At 61.0% G+C, this 22,950-nt stretch carries 21 protein-coding genes and 1 pseudogene; 10 read left to right on the top strand and 12 right to left on the bottom strand.

What is annotated here, in order from left to right; all coding sequences use genetic code 11:
• Nucleotides 1-33: 33 nt before the first annotated feature.
• Both Q2T94_RS07560 and Q2T94_RS07555 read left to right on the top strand, forming a co-directional pair.
• Nucleotides 34-2,115 (top strand): hypothetical protein, encoded by a 2,082-nt coding sequence (locus tag Q2T94_RS07560; protein ID WP_302263514.1) that lies wholly within the window; start codon nt 34-36, stop codon nt 2,113-2,115.
• Nucleotides 2,116-2,525: 410 nt separating this feature from the next.
• Complete coding sequence (locus Q2T94_RS07555; RefSeq protein WP_302263513.1) at nt 2,526-3,272, top strand: hypothetical protein; 747 nt, start codon at nt 2,526-2,528, stop codon at nt 3,270-3,272.
• A 124-nt stretch (nt 3,273-3,396) separates the two neighbouring features.
• Here Q2T94_RS07555 and Q2T94_RS07550 read toward each other — a convergent pair whose 3' ends face one another.
• The 8 genes from Q2T94_RS07550 to Q2T94_RS07515 form a co-directional block, all read right to left on the bottom strand.
• Nucleotides 3,397-4,269 carry a DUF7019 family protein gene (locus Q2T94_RS07550; protein ID WP_302266378.1) on the bottom strand — a complete coding sequence of 291 codons (873 nt, stop codon included), beginning with the start codon at nt 4,267-4,269 and terminating at the stop codon, nt 3,397-3,399.
• A gap of 366 nt (nt 4,270-4,635) precedes the next feature.
• Entirely contained in the window at nt 4,636-4,878 is a 243-nt protein-coding gene (locus Q2T94_RS07545) for a hypothetical protein (protein ID WP_302263512.1), read from the bottom strand.
• Nucleotides 4,875-5,312 carry a hypothetical protein gene (locus Q2T94_RS07540; RefSeq protein WP_302263511.1) on the bottom strand — a complete coding sequence of 146 codons (438 nt, stop codon included), beginning with the start codon at nt 5,310-5,312 and terminating at the stop codon, nt 4,875-4,877. Before Q2T94_RS07540 ends, Q2T94_RS07545 begins: the two co-directional genes overlap by 4 nt.
• An 89-nt stretch (nt 5,313-5,401) precedes the next feature.
• Nucleotides 5,402-6,391, bottom strand: coding sequence for a DUF4192 family protein (locus Q2T94_RS07535; protein ID WP_302263510.1), 990 nt, complete (start codon nt 6,389-6,391; stop codon nt 5,402-5,404).
• A gap of 1,088 nt (nt 6,392-7,479) precedes the next feature.
• Nucleotides 7,480-7,800 (bottom strand): hypothetical protein, encoded by a 321-nt coding sequence (locus Q2T94_RS07530; RefSeq protein WP_302263509.1) that lies wholly within the window; start codon nt 7,798-7,800, stop codon nt 7,480-7,482.
• Nucleotides 7,801-8,456: 656 nt separating this feature from the next.
• Entirely contained in the window at nt 8,457-9,437 is a 981-nt protein-coding gene (locus tag Q2T94_RS07525) for a DUF3560 domain-containing protein (protein WP_302263508.1), read from the bottom strand.
• A 34-nt stretch (nt 9,438-9,471) separates the two neighbouring features.
• A complete protein-coding gene (locus Q2T94_RS07520) occupies nt 9,472-9,648 on the bottom strand; it encodes a hypothetical protein (protein ID WP_302263507.1) in 177 nt (58 codons plus the stop codon).
• 463 nt (nt 9,649-10,111) lie between these two features.
• Complete coding sequence (locus Q2T94_RS07515) at nt 10,112-10,960, bottom strand: DinB/UmuC family translesion DNA polymerase (RefSeq protein ID WP_367281532.1); 849 nt, start codon at nt 10,958-10,960, stop codon at nt 10,112-10,114.
• A 156-nt stretch (nt 10,961-11,116) separates the two neighbouring features.
• On the opposite strand from Q2T94_RS07515, the gene Q2T94_RS07510 reads away from it, so the two are divergent.
• The 5 genes from Q2T94_RS07510 (at nt 11,117) to Q2T94_RS07490 (ending at nt 16,012) form a co-directional block, all read left to right on the top strand.
• Nucleotides 11,117-12,226: a tyrosine-type recombinase/integrase gene (locus Q2T94_RS07510; RefSeq protein ID WP_302263506.1), complete on the top strand. Its 1,110-nt coding sequence runs from the start codon at nt 11,117-11,119 to the stop codon at nt 12,224-12,226.
• Nucleotides 12,223-12,567, top strand: coding sequence for a helix-turn-helix domain-containing protein (locus tag Q2T94_RS07505; RefSeq protein WP_302263505.1), 345 nt, complete (start codon nt 12,223-12,225; stop codon nt 12,565-12,567). The genes Q2T94_RS07510 and Q2T94_RS07505 overlap by 4 nt, the downstream gene beginning before the upstream one ends.
• Nucleotides 12,564-14,543: a hypothetical protein gene (locus Q2T94_RS07500; RefSeq protein WP_302263504.1), complete on the top strand. Its 1,980-nt coding sequence runs from the start codon at nt 12,564-12,566 to the stop codon at nt 14,541-14,543. Before Q2T94_RS07505 ends, Q2T94_RS07500 begins: the two co-directional genes overlap by 4 nt.
• A gap of 370 nt (nt 14,544-14,913) precedes the next feature.
• Nucleotides 14,914-15,498, top strand: a complete 585-nt coding sequence (locus Q2T94_RS07495; RefSeq protein WP_302263503.1) for a hypothetical protein — start codon at nt 14,914-14,916, stop codon at nt 15,496-15,498.
• 166 nt (nt 15,499-15,664) lie between these two features.
• Nucleotides 15,665-16,012, top strand: a complete 348-nt coding sequence (locus Q2T94_RS07490; protein WP_302263502.1) for a hypothetical protein — start codon at nt 15,665-15,667, stop codon at nt 16,010-16,012.
• A gap of 213 nt (nt 16,013-16,225) precedes the next feature.
• Here the strand turns inward: Q2T94_RS07490 and Q2T94_RS07485 are convergent, their stop codons facing one another.
• Both Q2T94_RS07485 and Q2T94_RS07480 read right to left on the bottom strand, forming a co-directional pair.
• Complete coding sequence (locus Q2T94_RS07485) at nt 16,226-16,855, bottom strand: hypothetical protein (RefSeq protein ID WP_302263501.1); 630 nt, start codon at nt 16,853-16,855, stop codon at nt 16,226-16,228.
• The gene (locus Q2T94_RS07480) at nt 16,852-17,448 is read right to left on the bottom strand and encodes an RNA polymerase sigma factor (RefSeq protein ID WP_302263500.1); all 597 of its coding nucleotides are present in this window, start codon (nt 17,446-17,448) and stop codon (nt 16,852-16,854) included. Before Q2T94_RS07480 ends, Q2T94_RS07485 begins: the two co-directional genes overlap by 4 nt.
• Nucleotides 17,449-18,252: 804 nt before the next feature.
• On the opposite strand from Q2T94_RS07480, the gene Q2T94_RS07475 reads away from it, so the two are divergent.
• The gene (locus Q2T94_RS07475; protein ID WP_302263499.1) at nt 18,253-18,726 is read left to right on the top strand and encodes a hypothetical protein; all 474 of its coding nucleotides are present in this window, start codon (nt 18,253-18,255) and stop codon (nt 18,724-18,726) included.
• Between the two features lie 173 nt (nt 18,727-18,899).
• Here Q2T94_RS07475 and Q2T94_RS07470 read toward each other — a convergent pair.
• Together Q2T94_RS07470 and Q2T94_RS07465 are read right to left on the bottom strand one after the other, a co-directional pair.
• A pseudogene (locus tag Q2T94_RS07470) lies at nt 18,900-19,379 on the bottom strand (Y-family DNA polymerase); the annotation flags it as partial.
• Between the two features lie 247 nt (nt 19,380-19,626).
• On the bottom strand, nt 19,627-20,019 hold the full coding sequence (locus tag Q2T94_RS07465) for a MerR family transcriptional regulator (protein ID WP_302263498.1): 393 nt from the start codon (nt 20,017-20,019) through the stop codon (nt 19,627-19,629).
• Nucleotides 20,020-20,206: 187 nt separating this feature from the next.
• Between Q2T94_RS07465 and Q2T94_RS07460 the strand changes: the two genes are divergently transcribed.
• The gene (locus Q2T94_RS07460) at nt 20,207-21,730 is read left to right on the top strand and encodes a SulP family inorganic anion transporter (RefSeq protein ID WP_302263497.1); all 1,524 of its coding nucleotides are present in this window, start codon (nt 20,207-20,209) and stop codon (nt 21,728-21,730) included.
• A 180-nt stretch (nt 21,731-21,910) separates the two neighbouring features.
• A complete protein-coding gene (locus Q2T94_RS07455) occupies nt 21,911-22,585 on the top strand; it encodes an arsenate reductase/protein-tyrosine-phosphatase family protein (protein WP_302263496.1) in 675 nt (224 codons plus the stop codon).
• Nucleotides 22,586-22,950: the final 365 nt, after the last annotated feature.

Below are 22,950 nucleotides of genomic sequence, written 5' to 3'. Positions count from 1 at the left end.
TTCGGTCCCTAGCTAGCCTGGGAGGCTTTTTTCATGTCCGAAAAGAATCGCGCAGCAACCGTCGCCCGCCACCTCGAGAAGAGCCGCGAGAACAACGAGTATGCCACCCCCTACGACCTGATCTCCTCGAATCTCCGAACCCAGAATTCCAAGGCGCGCGCGACCGCCGTTGACCTGCTGGTCCGGGAATTCAGTCTGCACCCTTTCGACGCCGAAACGGTTGCGCGTTCCGCAGCCGACCTTAGTCAGCTCAAGGACGCCACCCGTACCCCGCATTCGCGTCGTTACGGCCAGTATGAGATCAGTTTCATCGAGGTGGATGTGGTCACCTGGCGCATCCTTCCTTCGCTCGAAAACATCCGTTTTGAAGGGGAACGCGCATGGAAGTCGGGTCATGCCCTGCGTTATGGGACGCCGATCAACGCGCAGCCGGTGCTGGGGCTGAAACATTCTGATCCTGACTTCGTCCTCCGGACGCTTCGTGCCCAGACCAAGACCATCTGGGAGAAGAACCCCCATTCCCGATCCATTCCGATGCGGGGCATAGAGACCCCAGGATTGCTCTCGATTGCCCGGCTCTCTCTCGGTGACAATGAGAAGATCGGCGTGCTCGATGCCACCGACGGGTTCAGCCGCACGGTGGGAGCGCAGCGAGGCTCGGGCATCGATATTGACGAAGTCCTCTTCGACCTCCAACGTGATGCGACCGAAAACAAGCTCCGGAACGAATTGATCAGTCTTCGGGATTCCGGGGAAGCAGCCCTCGAAAGCGAAGCTGGTGAAGTCGCCGCGGCCCGTCTGCGCTCAAGCATCATGCCCCGCGCCCAAATCATCGTCGGTTATCGGAAGATCGGTTTGGGCTCCGGCGACTCACAGCCTCCGTTTGATGAGGTCCGCCGCTCCCTCGTCGGCCACATTCACTTGGAACCACCTCTGCCTTTTGCCGACAGCACCGAAAATGCGCTTAAGGCACGCATTGCCCTCGAGGCCGTACACACCGAGAATATGATGCCGCCAGTTGCGGGTCTGTCGGCCGAGAAAGTCCTTTCCCTCCTTAAATCCGAAATCGACGAGGGTGCCCCCACGACCGGGGATACGCTGATCGGTGGACTGCATGCCGATGAGGTACTGCTTCTTTCGCAGGAGGCACTAATCTCTCCTCTGGACCAAAAGCGAACGCGGGTCGTGAACGCGGCCATTCACTCGCTCACAGGAAAAAAGCCTCAGAAGCCAGAACGCTCCGCGCTCGCGGCGGACACTGCAATGCGGGTTAACCGCATAGCCCTCGGTCAGGATTTGGACCCCGCATTCAAGGGGCGCCGCTCGACGATGCAGCGGGTCCTCGCCGCCCCCACCCTCAAGCACGCCCGGCTCACCCGCCGGCCAATCCTGGAAATTAGGGACGCCGCACTGAGTAAGCTCCGGGAACAGCGGGACAACTTCGAGGACGTCGGCAAGGAAGTTTCCGCTGACGCCGCCGAACTGGGGGTCCTTGGGCTTTATGGACTCGTAGAAGGGGTCATGAGCCTGAAGGACGGGGAGGCTCGCCCCTTGCTCATCCGCTCCAACACGCGCATCAACGGCGAGTACATGCCTGAGCCCCAGCAGATCATTGAAAAAATGGTTACTACTGAGACGGGTCTCCAACAGTTGGCTCAGGTCGTACTCGATGTCCGCGGGAGCCGCGCGCCGCGGCGTCTCATCGACGGAGAAATTGCAGGAACCGACAGCACCGAAGACTGGAAGCTGCTGGATACTGACGATCTGTACCGGTACAAGACAAATTGGACCGGAAGTCACATTGACCCCTCGTCTGACCCCCACGTGGCACGTGATCTCTACCGCCGTCAGCTGGTGGAGGGCACTGCTTCCCTCAAGGCGATCGCTGACCATCTCAAGCGCATCGAACTCCCCGATGGCAGCAACCTCATCGAAAAGGAAGGGCTCGCCCTCGAAAACGAAGAATGGACGATCCTCGACGATCTCGCTTTCGAGCTGAAGACTTGGAATCGCACAGCCGATCGCGTGGCGCCGACTGTCGCCCCACACGTGGAAGAGAACGACGACGAGGACGAATACGATGAGGAATTCCTCGATGATGAAGATGTGGCATAACAAACCTTCGAACTAGCAAGCCGCCAATGGGTTCGGCGCGAAAGCGTCGGACCCGTTGGCCGCGGGGTCTGATCCTGAACCGGCGATTGTTTCTTCACGCACCTACAAAGAAATCTCATCGGGCATGCACCCCGTGAGCGTTCCCCCTTTCCGGACCCTAGAGATCGATCCGGACAACTTATGACTGTTTCACCAGTCCCTATGCGCCATGTAAGGCAAGAGGGAGGGATTTCTTCCGTTCCCGCCCGCACAGCCAAATCGTACAAAATGGTGAAGTACGGATTGTTCCTTCCGCAGGACCCGAGAGCGCGAGTTAAAGAAATAACCCCGGTCGCTTCATGGCTCTGGGCCAGAGAGGCGATTCCGGGGACTTCCCCACCAGTATATCCGAGAAAGCAGGAAAAGCTACGATGAGCTCTGTCTCCCACCTGTGGTCAAACGGGGCTCATAGCCGTGCGCTGGACAAGGCGATCACACCGGTACGGATGTCGACGTATCTGGCCAACGCCAACCACGATCCGGTCTATGCGCGCAGCCTCTACGTCTGGGACCGCGATATCTCTTCGGCGCTGCTGGCTGATATTGCGATTCTGGAAGTGGCTTTGCGCAATGCGCTGAACGACAGACTCACCGCCGTTTATGGGCCGCAATGGTTCCAACTGGATATCGGGTTAGATGGGCGGTCGCGCGATGACCTGGCGAGGGCGTGGAAGGACCTGCCTCAGGGCAAGAGGACTCCCGGGCACTTGGTCTCGCGGCTCATGTTCGGTTTCTGGCGCGATCTGCTAAGTGCCGGTGGCTATGTGGGGCGTGAGCCCCAGCGTTTTCCCACCGATTACGAGACCCTGTGGCGCACGGTGTTGCATAAAGCATTCCCTGGCGGCAAGGCACTGGCCGCGGCTCAGGGAGCCCAGTTCACCAGAACCTGGACTCTGGAAACCGTGACCGTCGTCCACGCGGTGCGCAACCGTGCGGCCCACCACGAACCATTCATCTCTGGCTTCCCGCTTCCAGGGCAACGCACCCGACTCACCGTCCAGCAGGCGTACGAAGCTTCACAGAAGCTGGCTGGACTTCTTGACCGCGACTTGGCCTCGTGGCTATTTACGAATTCCTCGGTGCCGACCCTGCTCGCCGCCAAACCCCTGAACATTTAATCGCCGATACAGCACTTCTGAATGATCCCCCACCGAATGCCACTGTTCATTGCTGAGGAAGGCATCGAAGTCTTCCCGACCGCAAAAAGTTAGACGGCCAGACCGTCACCTAATTTCGTAGACTTCAAGCTTCCTCAGCCGATAATTTCTTCGGATCATCCAGTGGGGCCAACTGTGGAGAAGTGAGGCTCCCTGTCTGCCATTTGCCGCGCCGAGGCTCTTTTCGACGTTTTCCATACCATTCAACAGAACGACGATCACGCAGGGCTTCGTACTGCTTCAGTGTTTCATTTGTGATTGGCTTGCCCGTCCGGGCGACGTAAATTGGGCTGCCAAGTATGGTCCGGACACTCGATCCTGTCTCGATAAGCAAACGCTGCGCAACAAACTCAATTTCCTCGGGAATGGTTGGATTATCATGATCTGCATCCCAAGCTTCGGCCCACCACACATCTGAAGGGGCGCTGTACGGGGGCCATTCTAAGTCTATGGTTTCGGACCTTTCCTTCAGAAAATGCATCAGGCCCCGGAGTCCTGAATTGGAGTATTGCTGCAAACGCTCACCGGCTCGCTCCATGGTGTGATAGGCCGAGCCGCCGAGCGCAACAAAGACATCACCACCATCGCGATATCCGGAGAAGAACGCGACGTCTGCGTAGCCCTTGACCTGGCGGCTCCAGAAGCCCCATTCTGCAAGCATTTGGCCGCGAAAATACTCGCTGTCATCGTCAAGTGAACCGATTCGGCCTTCTTCCTCGAGGGCTGCACACAGGCGCTCCGCTCGTTTGAAGCGACCATCGTCGAGCTGTCGCTGGCTGATTTCAGCGCTGAGCATCGGAAGCCCCGCCTTTAATCGGAGATCGAATCGGTCAAGCAGTGTGGGTTTGAGGCCCTCTACAAGCATTTCGACTTTCGCATCAGATACGTACAAGTACGACTTTGGTACCGAAGTACGTAGAGTCTTTGAACGTCGCAGCCGGCTAAGAAAGGATCCCATGCGTAATGATAAGTCGAACACCAGCATAAACGAAGGAGCATGACCGACATACGCGGCTGCGGAGTCCCTAAGCCTGTTTAAATAGGCCTATCCCGTAACCGGGTCCCAAGACTAGTAGTGCTCTGGCCTTCGCTTGGTGCCATTTTGCATAGTGAGGTGTCTACAGCGGGAATTTGGTAGTGAGGTCCTTAAACCACTGTTCGTGGGCGACATCGTTGTCCTGATTCAGTGCCTCTAGTTTCCGTGTGAGTTCCCGGTGACTTTCAGTACCTGGCTGTGCGCCTAGGATCTCCCGCTTGAGATCCATCCGAAGCCCGTGGATCTCACGCTGACGTGCCCGCGACTGAGCCTCGTCTCCCACGTGATTCAGCCTTCCAGAACGGGGTATCCGCCCTCGACCACAGCGAGGGTTTCCATCCAGGTGGTGGCGTCGATGGCTCGGTCCAGGCCGGCCAGGGCATCTCGCAGTGCCGGGCCTGATTCGGTGCGGTCGGTGTTGTGGCGGTCCCGTGTCATGACGATGCGGCCGGCTTCACCGAGCTTATCGAGTTGCCAGCGCAAGGTCTTGAGCTGTTCGTAGATATCCGACGCTGTCCTGATTTCACTCATGGGCGGGCTTCCTTACTGGTTGTTCCTGTTTCCCGTGCTGGTTTGACCATATCGGTGGGGCACCAGATGCCCATGAGTTCCCCGGTGTCATCGATCCACGCGACGTGCACCAGATGTGTGGTGCGGGCGGTGACTTCGACCGGAAGGACCAGGCTGCCGCTGTTGGTGGGGATCTCGGCGGTGGCCCGCTGGTGCGGCACGGGCTGAGCCGGTTCGTCGCCGGGGTAAAAGCGCATGAGTACGTAAGACAAGCCTTGGTGAGAGAAATGGTCAGGGTTTCCCCGTGCCGGGGTGTCCGGGGCGCGCAGCGCCCTGGTGCGGCGGCCGGGGGAGCTTGCGGCGGAGGCCGCCGCCGAAATCCGTGGCCGCGGCTCGCAGGGGGATTCGTCGCGCAGCTGCGTGGGGTGGTGGGCAAAGGCCATGTCGATGCTCATGTGTGGACTCCCTTTTGGTGTGAGTGTAGCTAGGTGGGGCGACGTTTTGGGAACGTCGCCCCACCTAGCTGGTGGTTGGGGTGGTTGGGTTAGTGCTTGGTGCTGGCGGACCTCGGGAGTTCGCCGGTGTTGATCAGTTTCATCAACAGGGTGGTGAGGCGGTGCTCGGGGTCGGCAACGAGCGCGAGGGCCAGGAATTTCATGGCTTCGCTTCCCTTGCCATTGATCCAGCGTGTCCATCCGACTCCGGCCAGCAGGTCGGCGCGGCTGGCTTCCGGGATGAATTGAAGCGCGGTGTAGAGTGCGTCGGCACCCGTGAGGAAGAATTCCCAATCTTCCGGTGCTTTCTCCCCCATCAGGACGGCGCTCATCGTTTCGGCGTCGTAGCTGGTGGTGGCCAGCGAGGCGAAGAGCAGGTCGCGCACGTTCTTGTTGGTGCAGATTCCGGCCAGCCATGCGGCGTGCTGGGGGCTGACCTTCCCGTTGTGGCGGTAGCCTCCGACCATGTCGGTGAGCGTGCCGCGCACCACGGCGCGGGTTTCGGCGTCCTCGAAGCCCATGTGGCGGGCGTCGTTGATGAATTTCTCTAGGTCGCTGATGCTGGCCGGTGTGGTGCAGGCCGGAATGTCTGCGGCCATCTTGGCGGCCTTGGTGGTGCTGAACATCAGGGCCAGTGCCGCGTTGGATTCGGCGACGGTGGAGAATTCCACCGCGTCGGTTGAATCGCCGTCGTAGTCCATGACCCATCCATCGGTGATGAGCACCGAGTTCCTGATGGGGCATCCCGCGCGGGCCAAGGTGTCGCCCAACGCGCGGAACTGCTGGGTGGTCATGGCCAAGTCGTTCTCGAAGCTCAACAGGATGACGCTGTTGGCATCGCTCACGCGGTGAACGTACGTGGTGATGTTCTGTGCCCATTCCTCGGCGGGTGCTTCGGGGCTGGCATCCACGCGCAGGGTGGCCAGCAGTCCGTTGTCGTTCGTCAGCATGAGAACCACCGACGAGGTGGGGATGAAGCCGATTCCGTGGATGGCGACTGCCGTGACCTCGGCCATGGTGGTTGCTTTGATGCTTTTCATGGTTGTTTTCCTCATTCTGTGGGTGAGGGGGATCGCGGAACCAGCCCCGCGCTTTGTCTCTCCCCCGCGTTTTTTTGGTTGCTGGCGAAATGAAATGAGCGGACCGAGCACCAAGGAGCAGCAACCCGTAGGGCAGGTGCGGCCAATTGTTTGTCCGGAAATAAGCGCAGCGCCGGACACAGAATTTGCCGGGCTGGCCCCGCAGCGCAGCAAGGGGCTTGTGCCCTTGGTGTCGGGCCATAAACTCCGAAGGACAGCAACCGAAAAAAGGGGACGGCCGAAGGCCGGCACCTGATTTCCCGAAAGGCGGATCAGGTCAACAGCCGCACCGCGCCAGCGGGGCGCCCGGTTCCTGGGTGCGAGCGAGCGAGTACCCAGGACGCCCTCAAACCCCCGGTTAACTGATCAACGATCCCCCGGGGCTTTCCGGTCAGCTCATCCACGGTGCCGTCCACGCAAGTCGTCCATGCGCGGTAGCGGGTGTGGCGAGTTTGTGCGTCGGGGCGGTGGGTGAAGTGCTGTGTTGTGGGTGGGTGGACACGCCTGCGATGAAATGTCAGGCCATCCACAGCCAAACGAGGTGGCCGGAAACTCGTATGGCCGCCGCTTGCGAAGTGGCCAGCAGTGGCGCACCGCGCCATCATGACCGAAGGTCAGCGCATGGCCGCCGCTTGCGAAGTGGCCAGCAGTGGCGCACCGCGCCATCATGACCGAAGGTCAGCACATGGCCGCCGCTTGCGAAGTGGCCAGCACATGGCCGCCGCTTGCGAAGTGGCCAGCAGTGGCGCACCGCGCCATCATGACCGAAGGTCAGCACATGGCCGCCGCTTGCGAAGTGGCCAGCACATGGCCGCCGCTTGCGAAGTGGCCAGCACATGGCCGCCGCTTGCGAAGTGGCCAGCAGTGGCGCACCGCGCCATCATGACCGAAGGTCAGCACGCCCAGGCTAGGCACCGGGAAACCCGTGCGTGCAGTGGGCACTGTAACCGCGCGCAGCGTCTGGCGGCCGGGGGAGCTGGCGGCGGAGGCCGCCCGCACCACGAAAAAGGAGGGGACACCCAAACGGCGCCCCCTCCCCCACCGCGTGGTTACTGCTCTGCTATAGGGTCAGTTTCTTCTTCTATTGAGAACATGCCAAAAACGGCGTCCTGGATCTCGCCGATTCGCCACGTGAGGCGCTGGTCGCAGGATTCCAAGAGGATCATGCCGGTGTCCTTGAAGTAGTCCTCTTCTTCTGGGCTGTCGGCTGGCATCAGAATTGGTGAGGAAAAGAGTCTTGCCTCAGAAGGGCTCACCGGATATCGGATGGCTGCAATGGAATGGCAAATGGCGCGCAGTTCGAAGTCTCCTTGGAGTTCTGCCGGAACGTGCTCGTCAAGAACGGCCTGGAGCTGTTCGTTGGAAATCATCGTCTTCGTCCTCGTTCTCTAGGTAGTGGAAACTAACCGTAGGGCCATGCTATTCACGGCCTACCATGATTGCCTGTTTGCTTGAAGCAATCTGTGAGTGAGGGGGATCGCGGAACCAGCCCCGCGCTTTGTCTCTCCCCCGCGTTTTTTGGTTGCTGGCGAAATGAAATGAGCGGACCGAGCACCAAGGAGCAGCAACCCGTAGGGCAGGCCGGCCAATTGTTTGTCCGGAAATAAGCGCAGCGCCGGACACAGAATTTGCCGGGCTGGCCCCGCAGCGCAGCAAGGGGCTTGTGCCCTTGGTGTCGGGCCATAAACTCCGAAGGACAGCAACCGAAAAAAGGGGACGGCCGCAGGCCGGCACCTGATTCGCCGAAAGGCGGATCAGGTCAACAGCCGGCCGCGCAGCGGACGCCCGGTTCCTGGGTGCGAGCGAGCGAGTACCCAGGACTCCCTGAAACCCCCGGCATTCCGCCGGGAGTAGATGATGCATTACTCATTCACTCAAACGAGTCCGTGAGTACCAGACGCGATGTTGCCGGACCTGGCCATCGCGCAGCGTCGGCGGCCGGGGGAGCTGGCGGCGGAGGCCGCCCGCACCACCACGAAAAAGGAGGGGACACCCACACGGCGCCCCCTCCCCCGGTTCCTTTTAGCTAGCTGATGGCTGCCCGGGCTTCGGCATATTCGGCTGCTGTCTTGTGGTCGGTCAGTGCCTCGTATTCGATTTTGTCCGTCCAGGTGTATTCGGTTTTGACCGACACCGTTTTGGCGTTGGCTCGCACCACTTCGGCCCAGCCGAACCGGTACCGCACGTAGTCGCCCTTGTTGATGGTTTCCCGGCTGTAGTTGGTGGCCTTGCCTGTGGCGATCTGTTCGGCGCGGATCTGCTTCCAGTAGGTGAGCTGATCGTTTTGTTCAGCTAGCCGCGTGAGCAGGCGCTCACGGTATGCTCCGGTGACGCCGATGGGTTCGTTGCTGAGCATGTCCCGGCCGGCTTCGTCCTTGATCCACTCGCGGCGGCCGTCGATGTTGCGCTGGGTGCCTCGGATGTCGGCTTCGAGCTTCTTGATGCGGTTTGCGACGGTCTGCACGCTGTAGCGTGCGCCCGTCGTGTGGGCTGCCGTCGCGGCGCGTTCGGCTGCCTCGATGGCGTCACGGTCGGCAGCGACCGATGCGCCCATGGCTCGGTGTGCCTTTTCGATGGCGTTGCGGTGGCGGTTCTCGCTGTGGTGGCCGATCTTGATTGGCTCGCCTCCCCAAGGCAGGGCGTCGCCTGCTGCCCGGGCGCGGCGCTCGGCGTCGTCGGCTGTGGTGCTCTTGCGCTGGGCCTTGGCTTCCAGGGCTTCGACGCGCCGGCTTTGGCGTTCGATCCTTGCCGCTTCGACGTCGGCCGTTGAGCGGGTGGTCTCGTCAAGGTCCGTTTCAACCTCGAACCCTGCCGCCCGGAGTGCGGTTGCCGTGCCCTCGATCTTGTAGAGCTTGGGCATCCGGTCGCGGCTCATGGGGACAAACCAGCTGGCGATGCTGCGACCCCAACGCCAGCCGTTGGCTTTGAGGACTTCGGCGGTGCCGTCGCCCTTGATGGTTCCCTCAATCAAGGTTCCAGCTTCGTGGGTGTGCGTAATAGTCAGCATTTGTTGTTCTCCTTGTTCCTAGTGGGGCTACTACTTAGCTTGAAAATTCGCCAACGAATTCAAGATATTCACCAAGGATTGTGTGCTGATCGAACGGGCTGATTCCCTTGTCCCAACCAGTACCCAGCTCGTGGTCTGCGAGTCTGGATGCCAGCAGCACGTCCGTTTCTGCGCTGAGTTGGATTCCGTCTGTTGCCCTGATCGTGTTCATGGTTGTTTTCCTCAATCTGTGGGTGAGGGGGATCGCGGAACCAGCCTGCGCGCTTTGTCTCTCCCCCGCGTTTTTTGGTTGCTGGCGAAATGAAATGAAGCGGACCGAGCACCAAGGAGCAGCAACCCGCAGGGCAAGGGACCGGCATTCTTTGTGAGGAAATAAGCGCAGCGCCGATCAAAGAATCCGGGCGCTTGGCCCCGCAGCGCAGCAAGGGGCTTGTGCCCTTGGTGTCGGGCCATAGACTCCGAAGGACAGCAACCGAAAAAAGGGGACGGCCGAAGGCCGGCACCTGATCCGCCGAAAGGCGGATCAGGTCAACAGCCGCACCGCGCCAGCGGGGCGCCCGGTTCCTGGGTGTGAGCGAGCGAGCACCCAGGACGCCCTCAAACCGCCGGGATTCCGCGGGGAGTAGATGATGCATTACTCATTCACTCAAACGAGTGCGTGAGTAAAAGTTCAATCAGCTGGCGTATACGGTCAGCAGCTCGTCCCAGTGGGTGGTGTAGCGCGGTGACATCATCTCGCGGCGCATCGTCCATTCGGGGCCGGTCTTCATTCCCGCCAGGCCCAGTCCGACTGCGTTCATTCCGTGGCGCTGTTTGATCTTCTGGATCAGCGGCCCGATTTCCTTGGCCTCGTGGGGGTTCACGAATGGCTCGAAGGTCTCTTGGGCGCCGGTGGGTCGGATATCGGTCACCACGATTCCGGCCCGGGCGTACTTCACCCCGTCCAGGATCTTGGGAAGCAGCGCCTTGGCCGCGCGCGTGAGCAGCAGCGGGTCCGCGGTCGGACCCGGAAGAGCGACGGTCACCGAGGGCTGATGGTTGTCGTGGGTGTTGTAGTAGCTGGTCATGGCCCAGGCGGTGAGCACCTTGGCCTGCCGCTGGTGCTTGTGCAGGCGGGCGGAGGCCTGTTGGGCGTAGATCCCCAGCACCTGCTCCATGCCGTGCGTGTCGGTGATCGGAGTGGAGAAGGAGCGGCTGAAAATCAGCTGTCCCTTGATTTCGTGTTCTTCCTCCATGGGGATGCAGGGGGTTCCCCTCAGCTCGAGAACGGTGCGCATCATGACAATGGAGAAGCGGTTGCGCAGCATCACCGCGTCGGCATCGCGCAGGTCCTTCATGCTCCGGATCCCCAAACCCAGCAGCCGCTTGGCCAGGCGGGGGCCGATGCCCCAGATTTCCACCGTGGGCAGCCGGCCCAGGAGTTGTTCGCGGTCTTCCCTGGTGACGGCATCCCACACGCAGACCCCGCCCAGGTGGGCGTTCTTCTTGGCGGCCTTGTTGGCCAGCTTGGCCAGGGTTTTCAAGCATGGACTGTTGCATAAAATGCAACTGGATACGTATTCACCCGTAGCCAATAGCCCAAGAGCTCGGGAAGCAGCGCCGGGGACTTCAGCCTAACCATTGACCTGTTGAATTGGCCATTGACAGTTGTTGCATCTATTCATACAGTCATCGATTAGATGCAACAATTCTTGGACGTCAGCAACCTCCGGAACGTGCTATCCCTCGATTCCGGGACCGCGGCCCTTCATCCAGATGAAGCGGTCTACGAATCCATGCTCGGTTCCTGGGAGCAACAGCAACGAAGCCGAAGCCTGGCCGACGCCACCATTGAAAGCCGAACCTCCACCGTCAGGAACTTCGGCGAGTATGCAGGGACCTACCCGTGGCAGTGGCAAGCCTCCGACCTGGAAGAATACACCAGCTCCATGCGTTCCAAGAGACTTGCGCTTTCGACCATCAGGCAACGGCAAGGGATCCTGCAGGTTTTCTGCAACTACCTGATCAGCCCCGACTATGACTGGGTGGAGATCTGCGAGTCCCAATTCGGGAACACGCCCTCCCAGATCTGCCTGCCATGGAACACGACGAAACACGTGGCGGACTACGAAGGGCGCCCGGCACGGCGGGCACTGACATTCGATGAGATACAGACATTGTTCGACTATGCGGATTCACGGGTTGAATCCTCGATCCGTGAAGGACGGAAGGGCGCGCTGGCAGCACTGCGGGACGCTCAGATGTTCAAGACCGCCTATGCCTTCGGACTGCGACGGGCCGAACTTCGGGGCCTGGACCTCCACGACCTTCACCGCAATGCCCGTGTCCCCGAGTGGGAACGGTACGCCGCCATGCATGTTCGATGGGGCAAGGCGAGCAAGGGAAGCGTGCCGAAACGCCGGACCGTCTTGCTCGTCCCGGAACTGTCATGGTGGATAGACGGCATGAGGCAATGGGTCGACGAAGGCAGGGCACTGTTCTCACCCGGCGACCTGCCGGCGCTCTGGCCCACCGAACGGAAAACCCGTGTCTCCCTGGAGTACATTGACCGGCGGTTCACCGCCCTGCGGCGCGAAGCCGGCCTCGACCCCGCCCTGACGCTGCACTGCCTACGCCATTCCTATGTCACGCATCTGATCGAATACGGCTATGCCGATCGATTCGTCCAAGAGCAGGTCGGCCACCAGCACTCCTCAACGACGGCCATCTACACCTCCGTCAGCGGCGACTACAAGAACCGAATCCTGGCGGACGCCTTGGGCCGCTTCAACACCCTGGAGCTGACATGACCAAACATGTTGAGACCACCTGGAATTTGCGCCGCATCATGGCGGACCAAGGGCTCTTCAAGACCACCGAGTTGATCCCCCTGCTTGAGGAGTACGGCGTCAGCCTCTCCCGCGAACAGGTGTTCCGGCTCGTTACCCAGACACCCGAGCGGGCGAACCTGAGCTTCATCGGCGCGGTGTGTGCCGCGCTGAACTGCACGGTCTCGGACCTGATCGAGGTCCGCGTCGTGGAGGAGAAATCCGTTGCCGTCTCCGGTGAACCGACCCGTGGTTCCATCGGAAACCTGCGGCCGAAGCCTGCCAGGATCCACCGCCCGCCACAGGCCCCGCAGGGCGCATGAATTCGCTGCCGGTGGACCCCGACGTGGCCCTTGCCCAGATTGTCCACGCGTGCAGGAAAGAGGCGCCGGAGTTGCCCGATTCGGTCATTGCCTCGGCTGCTCTCCTGGCGGGCGGGGCGAAGGCCCGCACCCGCTTCGCCCGCGAACTGGCATTAAAACCCGACCTGCTCACCTCGGGCCGCTCGGATGCCTCCCCGACGGCGTACCGCCTGATCAAGGACCTGCGCGCGCGAGGCTACGAAAACATCCAGCTGCCCCGCTGTTCCTCCTGCGGGCTGGCCAAGAACCTTCCACACCGGGACGGCCAGGGAGGGAAGCGATGCGGATCGTGCAACCGTCCCGCCACCACCCCGGATTGCACCTCCTGCCATCAGGTGCGCCGCGGCGGACACCGAATGATCGATGGCAAACCCTATTGCGCGCCCTGTTGGCGACGTGATCCCCGCAGCCGGGAAATCTGCAGCATCTGCGCAAGACCCGGAACCGCCGTCGTCCGAAGCGCCTCCGGGCCGGTCTGCAAGGGATGCTATACCTCCCCCTCCACGGCATGCTCCCATTGCGGAGAAATCCGCCCCACCATGACACGGAAGGAAGACACACCACTGTGCATGCGTTGCTACCAGTCGCTGCGCAAACGCCCCCGCACTTGCTCCCGCTGCGGGGAATACCGCATCGCCCCCTACCTCCGCCAAGAGGGACCCGTCTGCCCTCACTGCGCGAACCAATTCGACCTGGGCCAATGTGCCGGATGCGGCAACGACCAACGACCACTCCAAGGAAACTACTGCACCATTTGCGTTGCACCTCGGCTTCTTCGAATTCTCATCTCCGATGACGAGGGCACCACTCATCCCCAGCTGACGGCCCTTGAGCACTACCTGCTCAGGAACCCGGAGAACGCCGACGCGGTGATCAGTTGGATCCGACGCAGCCCGATGGCGCGCGTCGTCCACGACATGGCCACCGGCCACGCCCCCATCTCGCTGCGCGCGATAGCCGGACACCGAGCAGGGGGTGCGACCGGGTATCTCGCCGCCCTGCTCATGGAATCCGGGGTCGTCCCCACCGAAAATTTCGACCGCATTCGGCTCGAAGTGTGGGAAGAGGAATACTTCGCCGCCCTGCCCAACCTAGCCAACCGATCGCTTCTCAAGCAATATGCCGCGTGGATCGTCAATCCGCGGTTTGTCGATGCCGCGCATCTAGGCACCACGGACGAAAGCCTCCGCCACAGGCAATCCAAGGCCCACCTGATCGCGGTCTGTAATCTGCTCGACACGCTCAATGACCGCGGTCTCGATCTGGGCACCGTGCCCCAGCGCACCTTCGACGACTATGTGGCAACACGCGGCAGGGCCGGCAAACAACTCACGCCGTTCATCCGTTGGGCGGGCGCCCAGGGATTGACGCGCCTGCGCAGCGAATACCTGAAAAGCAGCTTGGGAACCTCGGGTGCTACCGAGGACGAACGATGGGCCTGGGCAAAGGATCTGCTCACCTCCGAGGACCTTCGGTTGGAGGTGCGCGTCGGCGGGCTGCTTGCCATCATCTACGGAACGGCTCTGACCCGCGTCGTCTCGCTTCGACGCGATGCCGTCACGTTGGAGGGCGACACGATCTATCTCTCGCTGGGAACCGAACCGATCAAGCTTCCCTCAGCATTGGGCGCGTTGCTACGGCGGCTTCTGGACTCCGGAACCACCTCGGGCCGGGAGAGCAACATCTGGATCTTCAAGGGTCGGCGAGCAGGCCGCCACCTCACGACCGCGACGATCAGGGGACCACTCGCGCGCAGAGGCATCAGCCTTCGCGCCGCCAGGAACGTTGCACTCATGAGCCTCGCCCGCGACCTTCCGCCCTCGGTCTTGGCTGAACTCTTGGGCATCTCCGTCTATGCCGCGGAACGCTGGAGCGCCCACAGCGGCCACGACTGGACCGACTACCCCCGCGTACGCCTCACGACAGGACCTATCTAGGCTTCCATGCCAAATTCCAGACATCCCCAGCCTGGTGTCCAGCCACCCGCTACAGCGTTCCGTTTCACGCCCCGTCACCGGTTCGGATCACCGGACAGGTCTTGCGGGACGGTCGACTTTCCTGTGAATCCCGGAATTTCTTAAGTCACAGGTCAGTGCGGGGTGCGTTCCGCAAGCCCACCCCCATACGGAACTGTCCGGATTGCCAATCCGGACAGACCCCTTACGGGACGACGCGACTGTTTCGGTGGCCAAGAAATGCCCGTCCGGGTTGCTTTGGGAAGACGCGTGAACCCGGAATCGGAGGCCTTGAATAGAAGAATTGGCCAAAGCCGCCTTTAAACCACTCGGGCACTGGAATACTGAACGCATGCCCGAACTCCACAAAGACGCGCTTTCTTCCATCACTGCCCGGTGGAACACGGTTGAGGAGACGGTGGAACTTGTCGTGGACGGCACCCCCGTCCCGGCAATCGTCAACAAGAAACGAAACGTAGGCATATCGCCCTTCGCGCATCGCTTTCCCCAATCCTCGGTGGACGAGTGGCTGGCAGGCTACCGGGATCCAGAGCTGCGCGGGGCGACCACGGAGCTGACACCTGGTGAGCTGGAACTTACGGTGTGCCCCTACGATGCGGACATCCTGTGCGGAACCTTCGCCGTCTGGCTGGCGCGCACCGATGATCGCATTATCTGGCATGGACCTCATTGGGCAGGAGACGCCATTGCAGCGGAAATCCTGGGCCGCGAGGACCTGGTGATACCGGAGGGAAACGATGATCCCCTCACCTGGTTCCCGCCCAAGCTGGAATTCCCCGCTGCCGAATACGACGCTGCCATGGATTCGGTGCAGCACATCATCGAAGCCCACCCGTGGCCCGCTTCCCCTTCAAGACCACCCTCGCGGCTTACCCGCATGATGATCCGGCTTCAAGGTGACCGCGACTCAAGCTAAAACCGCCACCGTGGCCAGACCGAACCATGTGCCGGGATGAGCCCATTTGTCATTCTTCCCGCGGACCCGACTGTGTGATTTCGGGCCGAACCCGTATCGGGTTTGAATGTGCCGTAGGCTCAGGCCACGCAGGTTTTGATTCAAAAGTACGGAAGGGGTCTAGAAGATGACCGAAGGGTACTACTACGAGCCTGTTGCGCCTGCAGATCTACCCACCAACAAGGCAGGGCGCTACGCGATCCTGCACCGCCTCTGGGACGTATCGGAAGGCAACGCTGGGGTCACCGACTCCAGAGTGCTTGACCAAGCCAATAGACGAGCTTGCGAGCTGAACCTGGAATCCGCGAACGTGGGTGTCCCTGGGTGGGAAGGGGAAATTACACGGCCGGCAGAAGACCTCGCGTGGTTTGCTGAGAAGGGCTTCTTCATCTTCGACGTCCTCGACGGCAAAGGCGACCCCGGCCACCCTTGGTGGCAATCGATTAGGGACCGCTTCTCTAGAGGACATAAGTGAATTGGCGGCTTTGCAGCTGACCGGCCCCTCCGCCACACCAACCCTGCACTGCGCCAGAGCGGCGAGCAAGTTCGAGTTGCAGGGCGCTGTCCAGGTGAGGGTTCGGCTTACGGACGCCCTAGCGCAGGGCAGAGGACTTCGGGCACTCTGTGCAGTGGCTATTAGAGGAAAATGGCACCGCGGCAGGGGCCTCGATTCCTGTTCCCTGGGTTCCTAGTTTTCGAGGGAAGGTATCTGGAGCCTTGCGCAGACGTTCTTGTCGCCAGGGATAACCGCCACCGCATTCTCAACGACGCAAGAAGCCAGCTCCGGTACATAATGACCTGGGCCCAGCCCGCTTTCGTTGGCAGGTGTGTAGATCTGCCCGTTCTCGTCTTTACTGATAGCGTTTTCCGGCTGAGCGGGAGCCGGCTGCTTGAAATCCTTGGGAACTAGATGGCTGGTTATGCCTTCGGGGTTCATCATCCCCATATCCCAGTACTTGGAACACAGGGCGACCCCGTCTTCGACCTGATCGGATTCGCCGGGCTTGGCCTCATATCCCGCTCCCATGTAGGGACCCAGTTGATAGCCGGGATCGCCCTCGTCTTCGCTGATCACGAACTGCGAAGCCTTGAGGTCCGCGTTGTAGTAGCAGCGGATTTCGCGTTTGTCTTCAACGGGCTTGGTGGCGATGTAGTACGCCGATCCGGTTGCCGCGAACACCAACGCGCCGGCAGAAGCCAGGATGAGGGGTTTCCGGTGACGCCGGGGCCTGCCTTGTGCCTGAGAAATTTCATTGACCAACACTGAGCGCACTTGGGTGCGACGTGCCGCTGAGAAACGCGGTTCTTCGGGATTCATGGCCGACTCGTTTCTGGAGAGAGTTTCAACGAATGTTCGGGGTTTGGCTCGGAAAAGGCTTTCAGCTTCTTTCGTGCGCGGTTGAGCCGTGATCGAATGGTCCCCACGGGTGTGCCTAGTGCGCGGGCCGCATCGATGTATGTGAAATCGAACATCAGGCACAGGACTGCCACGGCTCGTTCGGTCGCGCTTAGTCCCGCCCCGTCGAGAAGCTTGCCTGAGAGGGCTTGTGCATCCAGCACCTCGGCAACCTGCGGTTCGAATGCCGTGGTTTCCTCGCCGTGCGGCAGTCTTTCAATAAGGGCTCGATAGCGTTTTGCCGTACGTGCACGATTGAGGTTGGACTTGGCGGCGACCCCGATCAGCCACGGCAGTAGGGAGTCGTGCTCCAGCCTGATCGTTCCCCGTTTTCGCCACGCTTCCATAAAAGCGATTGAGACCAGTTCCTCGGCATCATGCCATGACCCGCAGGCGCTCAAGCAGAACTTGAACAGTGCATCGGCGTGCCGATCGAACAACGTCCCGAAGGCATTGGCGTTGCCTGCTGCACATCGGTCCCAAAGGTCCTGATCGTTGCCCGGTAACTGGTTCATATCTAGTAGTGTCCACTACCGCGAAATAAGTTCACGGCGGGATCGCCCTTCCCCATGGTCTCCCAGCCATTCCCTCCGGTGTCCCGGTAGCCGTTCCCCTGTGAAACCCTGCGCAGCGCAGACCTTGGTGTTTGGTGATGCGGCGTTTAGCGCAAAAAGCAGGCCATATCGTCGGCGGGAGTATCGGACAACCAAGCTCTACTGCCTAGAACCCACGCCGTGCATAATGACTATATGACTGCACTCGAAGGGCAATCTCGGAACGCTGCAGCGCCGAGCATCGTAGTCGTGGTGCTGGGCGCGGTCATCGGCCTGCTGCTCGGACTCTTCGGTTCAATTTTCGGGCCCTACTATCCGATGGCGATTGGTGCCGCCTTAGCAATTATCGGAGGTGCCGGAATATCTGGCGGTGGTCGATGGAGCCGAGTCCTTCTGATATTCGGCATCGCAGTCTTAGCTGGTGCGACAATGTACCTCACGATTGGCCTGCTCACTCCTGACGGCGCGAGCAGTGGCTCTGGCAGCGGATGCGCTCCCGGTGGGTCCTGCGAATAGCCGGAACACATCGGACTAACGACTGGGATCGTCGGTTTTGAACATTCCGAGATGCTGAAAAATAACTACCTGACCTAGGTTCTTGACCACAGATACCTTGAAGATATAGCTGGAACCTTGGCCGTAACTCTTGTAGCCAGACTCATTCCACTTGCGGTCGGGGAAACCGACCCGCAGAGGGTTCCCATAGGGCTTCGGAAAATGAGTCTATTAATGTAAGCAACAAGCCTCCTCGGGAAAGGTCAGCGCATGTGGGGAAGGAAGAACAAAGAGAAGTCAGTAGAGCTGGAACGAGCCTATATTCGGCGGTTGCAGGAAATTGAAGAGTCCAATCAGTCAGCGGACATGCGAGGTCCAACACCTGAAAACCTCAGGCGTGGGCAGGCGGAGTATCTGGGCGAGGTAACCAGCGGCGACTATTCGGGCTACCTCGTTGTTGTTGATTCCATGGGAATGCTGACCCAAGATCCGGCGAGAACCGAGTCGGATTTGTGGCTTTCCTGTGCTGACCTATCCGTGGGGATTGAAGAATATTGGGTGGCAATTATTAGGCGCAACGAGCGTCAAAAGCCTGTGCCGTTCGAGGAAGATGAGTTCTACTACCGAACTCTGCCAGAACTATTGGATGCCATGGCTCCAATGCATATACGTTGGTACTCGGCAACGGAGACGAATCATTTTTTCAGCGAGCCCAATGATTCCCCTGACTGGGATCCCGAGTAATTCTGGAATTGCTTGGGCCAGATGCAGCTTTCTCTGATGAAACCCCGGCTCGGGTTGGACTGTCCCACTCAAGGTTCCCTTCCGGTCACGGAAGGACTGTGCCGACGAGTCCTGAAAACGAAATTCATATTCCACGACGGAACCCGAATGGATCGGGTCCAATAGGCCACTAACGAATACTCGGCTGTACCGGTAGTTTTGGCGATCCCCACGCAGACCGGCAGTCCAAGGTGGTCCATCACGTCCTGCTTCATGCGTCGGGCCAGGGCTTGCAGTTCCGGCAGGGTCCCGCGGACACCCAGGAATGCCTCATCGATGCTGTAGACCTCGACCCAGGCCGAGTGCCGGCCCAGCAGTTGCATGGTTCGGGCGGAGAGATCCCCGTAGAGCTCGTAGTTGCTGGATTTTGCGACCAGTCCCAGGGAATCGGCGGTGGGGGCGAGCTTGAACCAGGGGGCGCCCATTTCGATGCCCATGGCCTTGGCCTCGTCCGACCGAGCGACGGCGCAGCCGTCGTTGTTGGACAGGACGATTACCGGCCGGCCGATCAGCGTCGGGTCGAAGGCCCGCTCGCAACTCACATAGAAGCTATTCACATCCACGTGGGCGATGTATTCGTTGGAGTCCGCCTGTGGGGTCCAGGGGGCTTCTATATCGGTAACCGGTGCTATGCGTTGTGGCACTATTCCCTCTAGTTTTATTCCCGGGTGGGGTCGAAGCTACCCTATTTCCCGGCCACCCCGTTTAGCGGGGCGGCCCAATATCTGGGTCTTGGCCGACGCGGGCTCCCCCCGAGCGGCATAAAACACAGGGCTGGTTCGTTTTTCGAGCTGACGAAGATGCTTACACGCATCCTGGTTGCCGCACTTTTCCATGGACGGTAGGTTCCAGCTAACGACGCTACTTGCCTTGCAGGTCCCGGATGAAGGAATTGGCCCGGCTGAGGTTCAGTGCCAGCTTGTCGCGTTTCGCGTTGGCTTGGGCAATGAAGCCCGCCAGCCTGGCCCTGGTTTCCGGATCGTTCGGGTCGGTTGCAAGAAGGTCAACCGTATCCAGCAGCTCGCCCATTTCCTCCAGGGTGAATCCCAGCGGCTTCATGGAACGAATCACCAGCATGCGCTGCAAATCGGATTCCGTGTAGATCCGGAAGCCACCCTCGCTGCGCGTGGTTGCCGGGAGCAGGCCCACCTCGTCGTAGTGGCGGATGGTTCGCTGGGACAGGCCCGTGGCCTCGGCCAGGTCCCCGATGTGCATTCTCCGCCCATCGGGGACTGGGGTTGGGGTGTCAGTCATGGGTCTCTCCTGTTTCCTCGGCTTCAAACCCTACCCTCACGTTAGGGTAAGGTTGGTTTTGTTCGGTGCGCCGCTTCGGCCATTCCTTGCCGCAGCCAACCAGTGCAACACAAGGACGTGCCGACCCCACATCATTTCATGTACCCGAGCGCACAAGAGCGCCAATTTCCCTTGAACGGAGCCATCAATGGCCACGAAAACCACGGCAGGACACCCGATCCTGCCCCCGGAAGAACGGCAATCCGTCCTTCACACCCTCAAATCCCCGCGCCTGCTCAAGGTCGAGGTGCTGGCCGGGCTGGTCGTGGCGCTGGCCCTGATCCCCGAGGCCATAGCCTTCTCCATCATCGCCGGGGTGGACCCGCGCCTCGGGTTGTTCGCGTCCTTCACCATGGCCGTCTCCATCGCTTTCCTGGGCGGACGTCCGGCCATGATTTCCGCGGCGACTGGCGCCATTGCTCTGGTCATCGCCCCGCTGGTGAAAAGCCACGGCGTGGACTACTTCATTGCCGCCGTGATCCTGGCCGGGATCTTCCAGGTCATTCTGGCCCTGCTGGGCGTGGCCAAGCTGATGAGGTTCATTCCCCGCCAGGTCATGGTCGGCTTCGTCAACGCCCTGGCGATCCTGATCTTCATGTCCCAGGTCCCGGAACTGCTCGGAGTCCCCTGGCTGGTCTACCCGCTCACCATCATGGGTCTGCTGATCGTCTTCGGCCTGCCCAAGCTCACCACCGTGGTCCCCGCGCCCCTGGTTGCCATCGTCGTTCTGACCCTCATTGCGGTTGTCGCATCCCTGGCGGTCCCCACCGTCGGGGACAAGGGTGAGATGCCCGAGAGCCTGCCCTCGTTGTTCATGCCGAACATTCCACTGAATTTCGAGACCCTGCAGATCCTGTTCCCCTACGCGCTGGCCATGGCCTTCGTGGGCCTGCTCGAATCCCTGATGACCGCCAAGCTTGTCGACGACGTTACCGACACCCGCTCCAACAAGACCCGCGAATCCTGGGGCCAGGGCGCGGCGAACATCATCACCGGATTCTTCGGCGGCATGGGCGGTTGCGCGATGATCGGGCAGACCATGATCAACGTCAAGGCCTCCGGCGCCAGGACCCGCATCTCCACCTTCCTGGCCGGAGTTTTCCTGCTCATCCTGGTCGTCGCGCTCGGCGGCATCGTGGCGCTGATCCCGATGGCAGCGCTGGTGGCCGTGATGATCTTCGTGTCCGTGGCCACCTTCGATTGGCACAGCATCAAGCCCTCCACCCTGCGCATGATGCCCAAGAGTGAAACCACCGTCATGCTCGCTACTGTCGTCGTCACCGTCTGGACGCACAACCTGGCCATCGGCGTTGGCGTCGGGGTGCTCACCGCCATGGTCCTCTTCGCCAACCGGGTCGCCCACCTGGTCACCGTGGAACGCCACATCGAGGAGCACTTCGGGGAGCCCATCGCCAAGTACGAGGTGAACGGGGAACTGTTCTTTGCGTCATCCAACGACCTCTACACCCAATTCGACTACGCCGAGGATCCCGACCGCGTCGTCATCGACATGTACAACTCGCACCTGTGGGATGCCTCCACCATCGCAGCACTGGATGCCATCGCCGCAAAGTACGCGAAATACGGCAAGACCGTCGAAATCGAGGGCCTGAACGCGGCCAGCCTGAAGATGCGCGAGCGAATGGGGGGAAAGCTCGGAGCCGGACACTAACCGACCACCAAACCCAGCTGCAGTTAAACCGACAACCGAATCCTTCAGTTGCGCCACCTTCCGGGAATATCTGCCGCGCGAGGTTTAGATCGAGCCACAGCGCGGCACCACAACGGCGGCTGGGGGTGAAGCTGGGGCTCCAGTTTGAGCGTAGAACGTATCTCAGCCATGATTGAATCAATGAACACAGAGCCAGAAGTCGCCTTCGGGGCGCGGGCCGCCAAGTATGGGGCCCTCGCGGATCCCGCGCGGCTGCGCATCGTTGACCTGCTGACCCTGGGCGACCTCTCGCCGACCGAGCTGCGGGCCGAATTGGGGATGCCCTCGAACCTGCTCTCCCACCACCTGCGTGCACTGGAAGCAGCGGGTTTGGCGACGAGCCACCGCTCCGAGGCGGACAAGCGTCGAAGCTACTTCCGGCTCGCCGCCGGCGCCTTCGATGGGCTGGAGCCCGGGGCCGAACGTGCGGCCCGCAGGGTGCTGTTCGTCGGCTCGCGGAACAGCGCGAGGTCGCAGCTGGCCGCCGCCCTGTGGCAACGGGCTAGTTCTATCCCGTCGACGTCCGCGGGGACGCACCCGGCCAACGACATCGCCCCGAGGGCCGTGGATATCGCCCGCCGCCACGGACTGGACCTCACGGACCGTGAACCCCGGCACCTGGATCAGGTGGTGGGCGGCGAGGACTTCGTCGTGACGGTTTGCGACACCGCCCACGAAAAACTCCCCGATCTGGGGGATATCCACTGGTCCGTGACGGACCCGCTCTGGCTGGACACCGAGGACGCGTTCGAGAACGCCTTCGCCGACATCTCCCGCCGTATCAACGTGCTCGCTCCCCTCCTGCGCGCAGCATAACCCGCCGGGGCAGACATTGATCTGCCGCTCGCCACAGCCACGCGCTATCGACCTCGCAGTGCTCGAATAGCTTGCTGCGTGACCCAGCCGAAGGGCGGTGGCCATGGCCGCCGAGGGTGCCGCTCGCAGAAGGCTCCCGTCCCTGACCTGCCTGTTATGAGTTTTTAGATAACGGGAAAGTCTGCGGAGGTGACGGAAGGTTGCAGCGTATGTCTACAGCGGGAATCATGCCGCATTGCCCACACCTTTGACGCCACACCTTCCGGGGGTGGTTGCGCCTGCGCGTATACCGATCACATGCGAATCCTTGCCGTGGTTGGGGATACGCCCTTCTGCCGCGTCAACAAATTGATGACCGTCGATGT

This window comes from Paeniglutamicibacter sulfureus (genome assembly GCF_030512175.1).
Taxonomy (GTDB): Bacteria; Actinomycetota; Actinomycetes; order Actinomycetales; family Micrococcaceae; genus Paeniglutamicibacter; species Paeniglutamicibacter sulfureus.
Note: the sequence above shows the minus strand (reverse complement) of the source record. Positions and strands in the feature narration are given on the sequence as shown.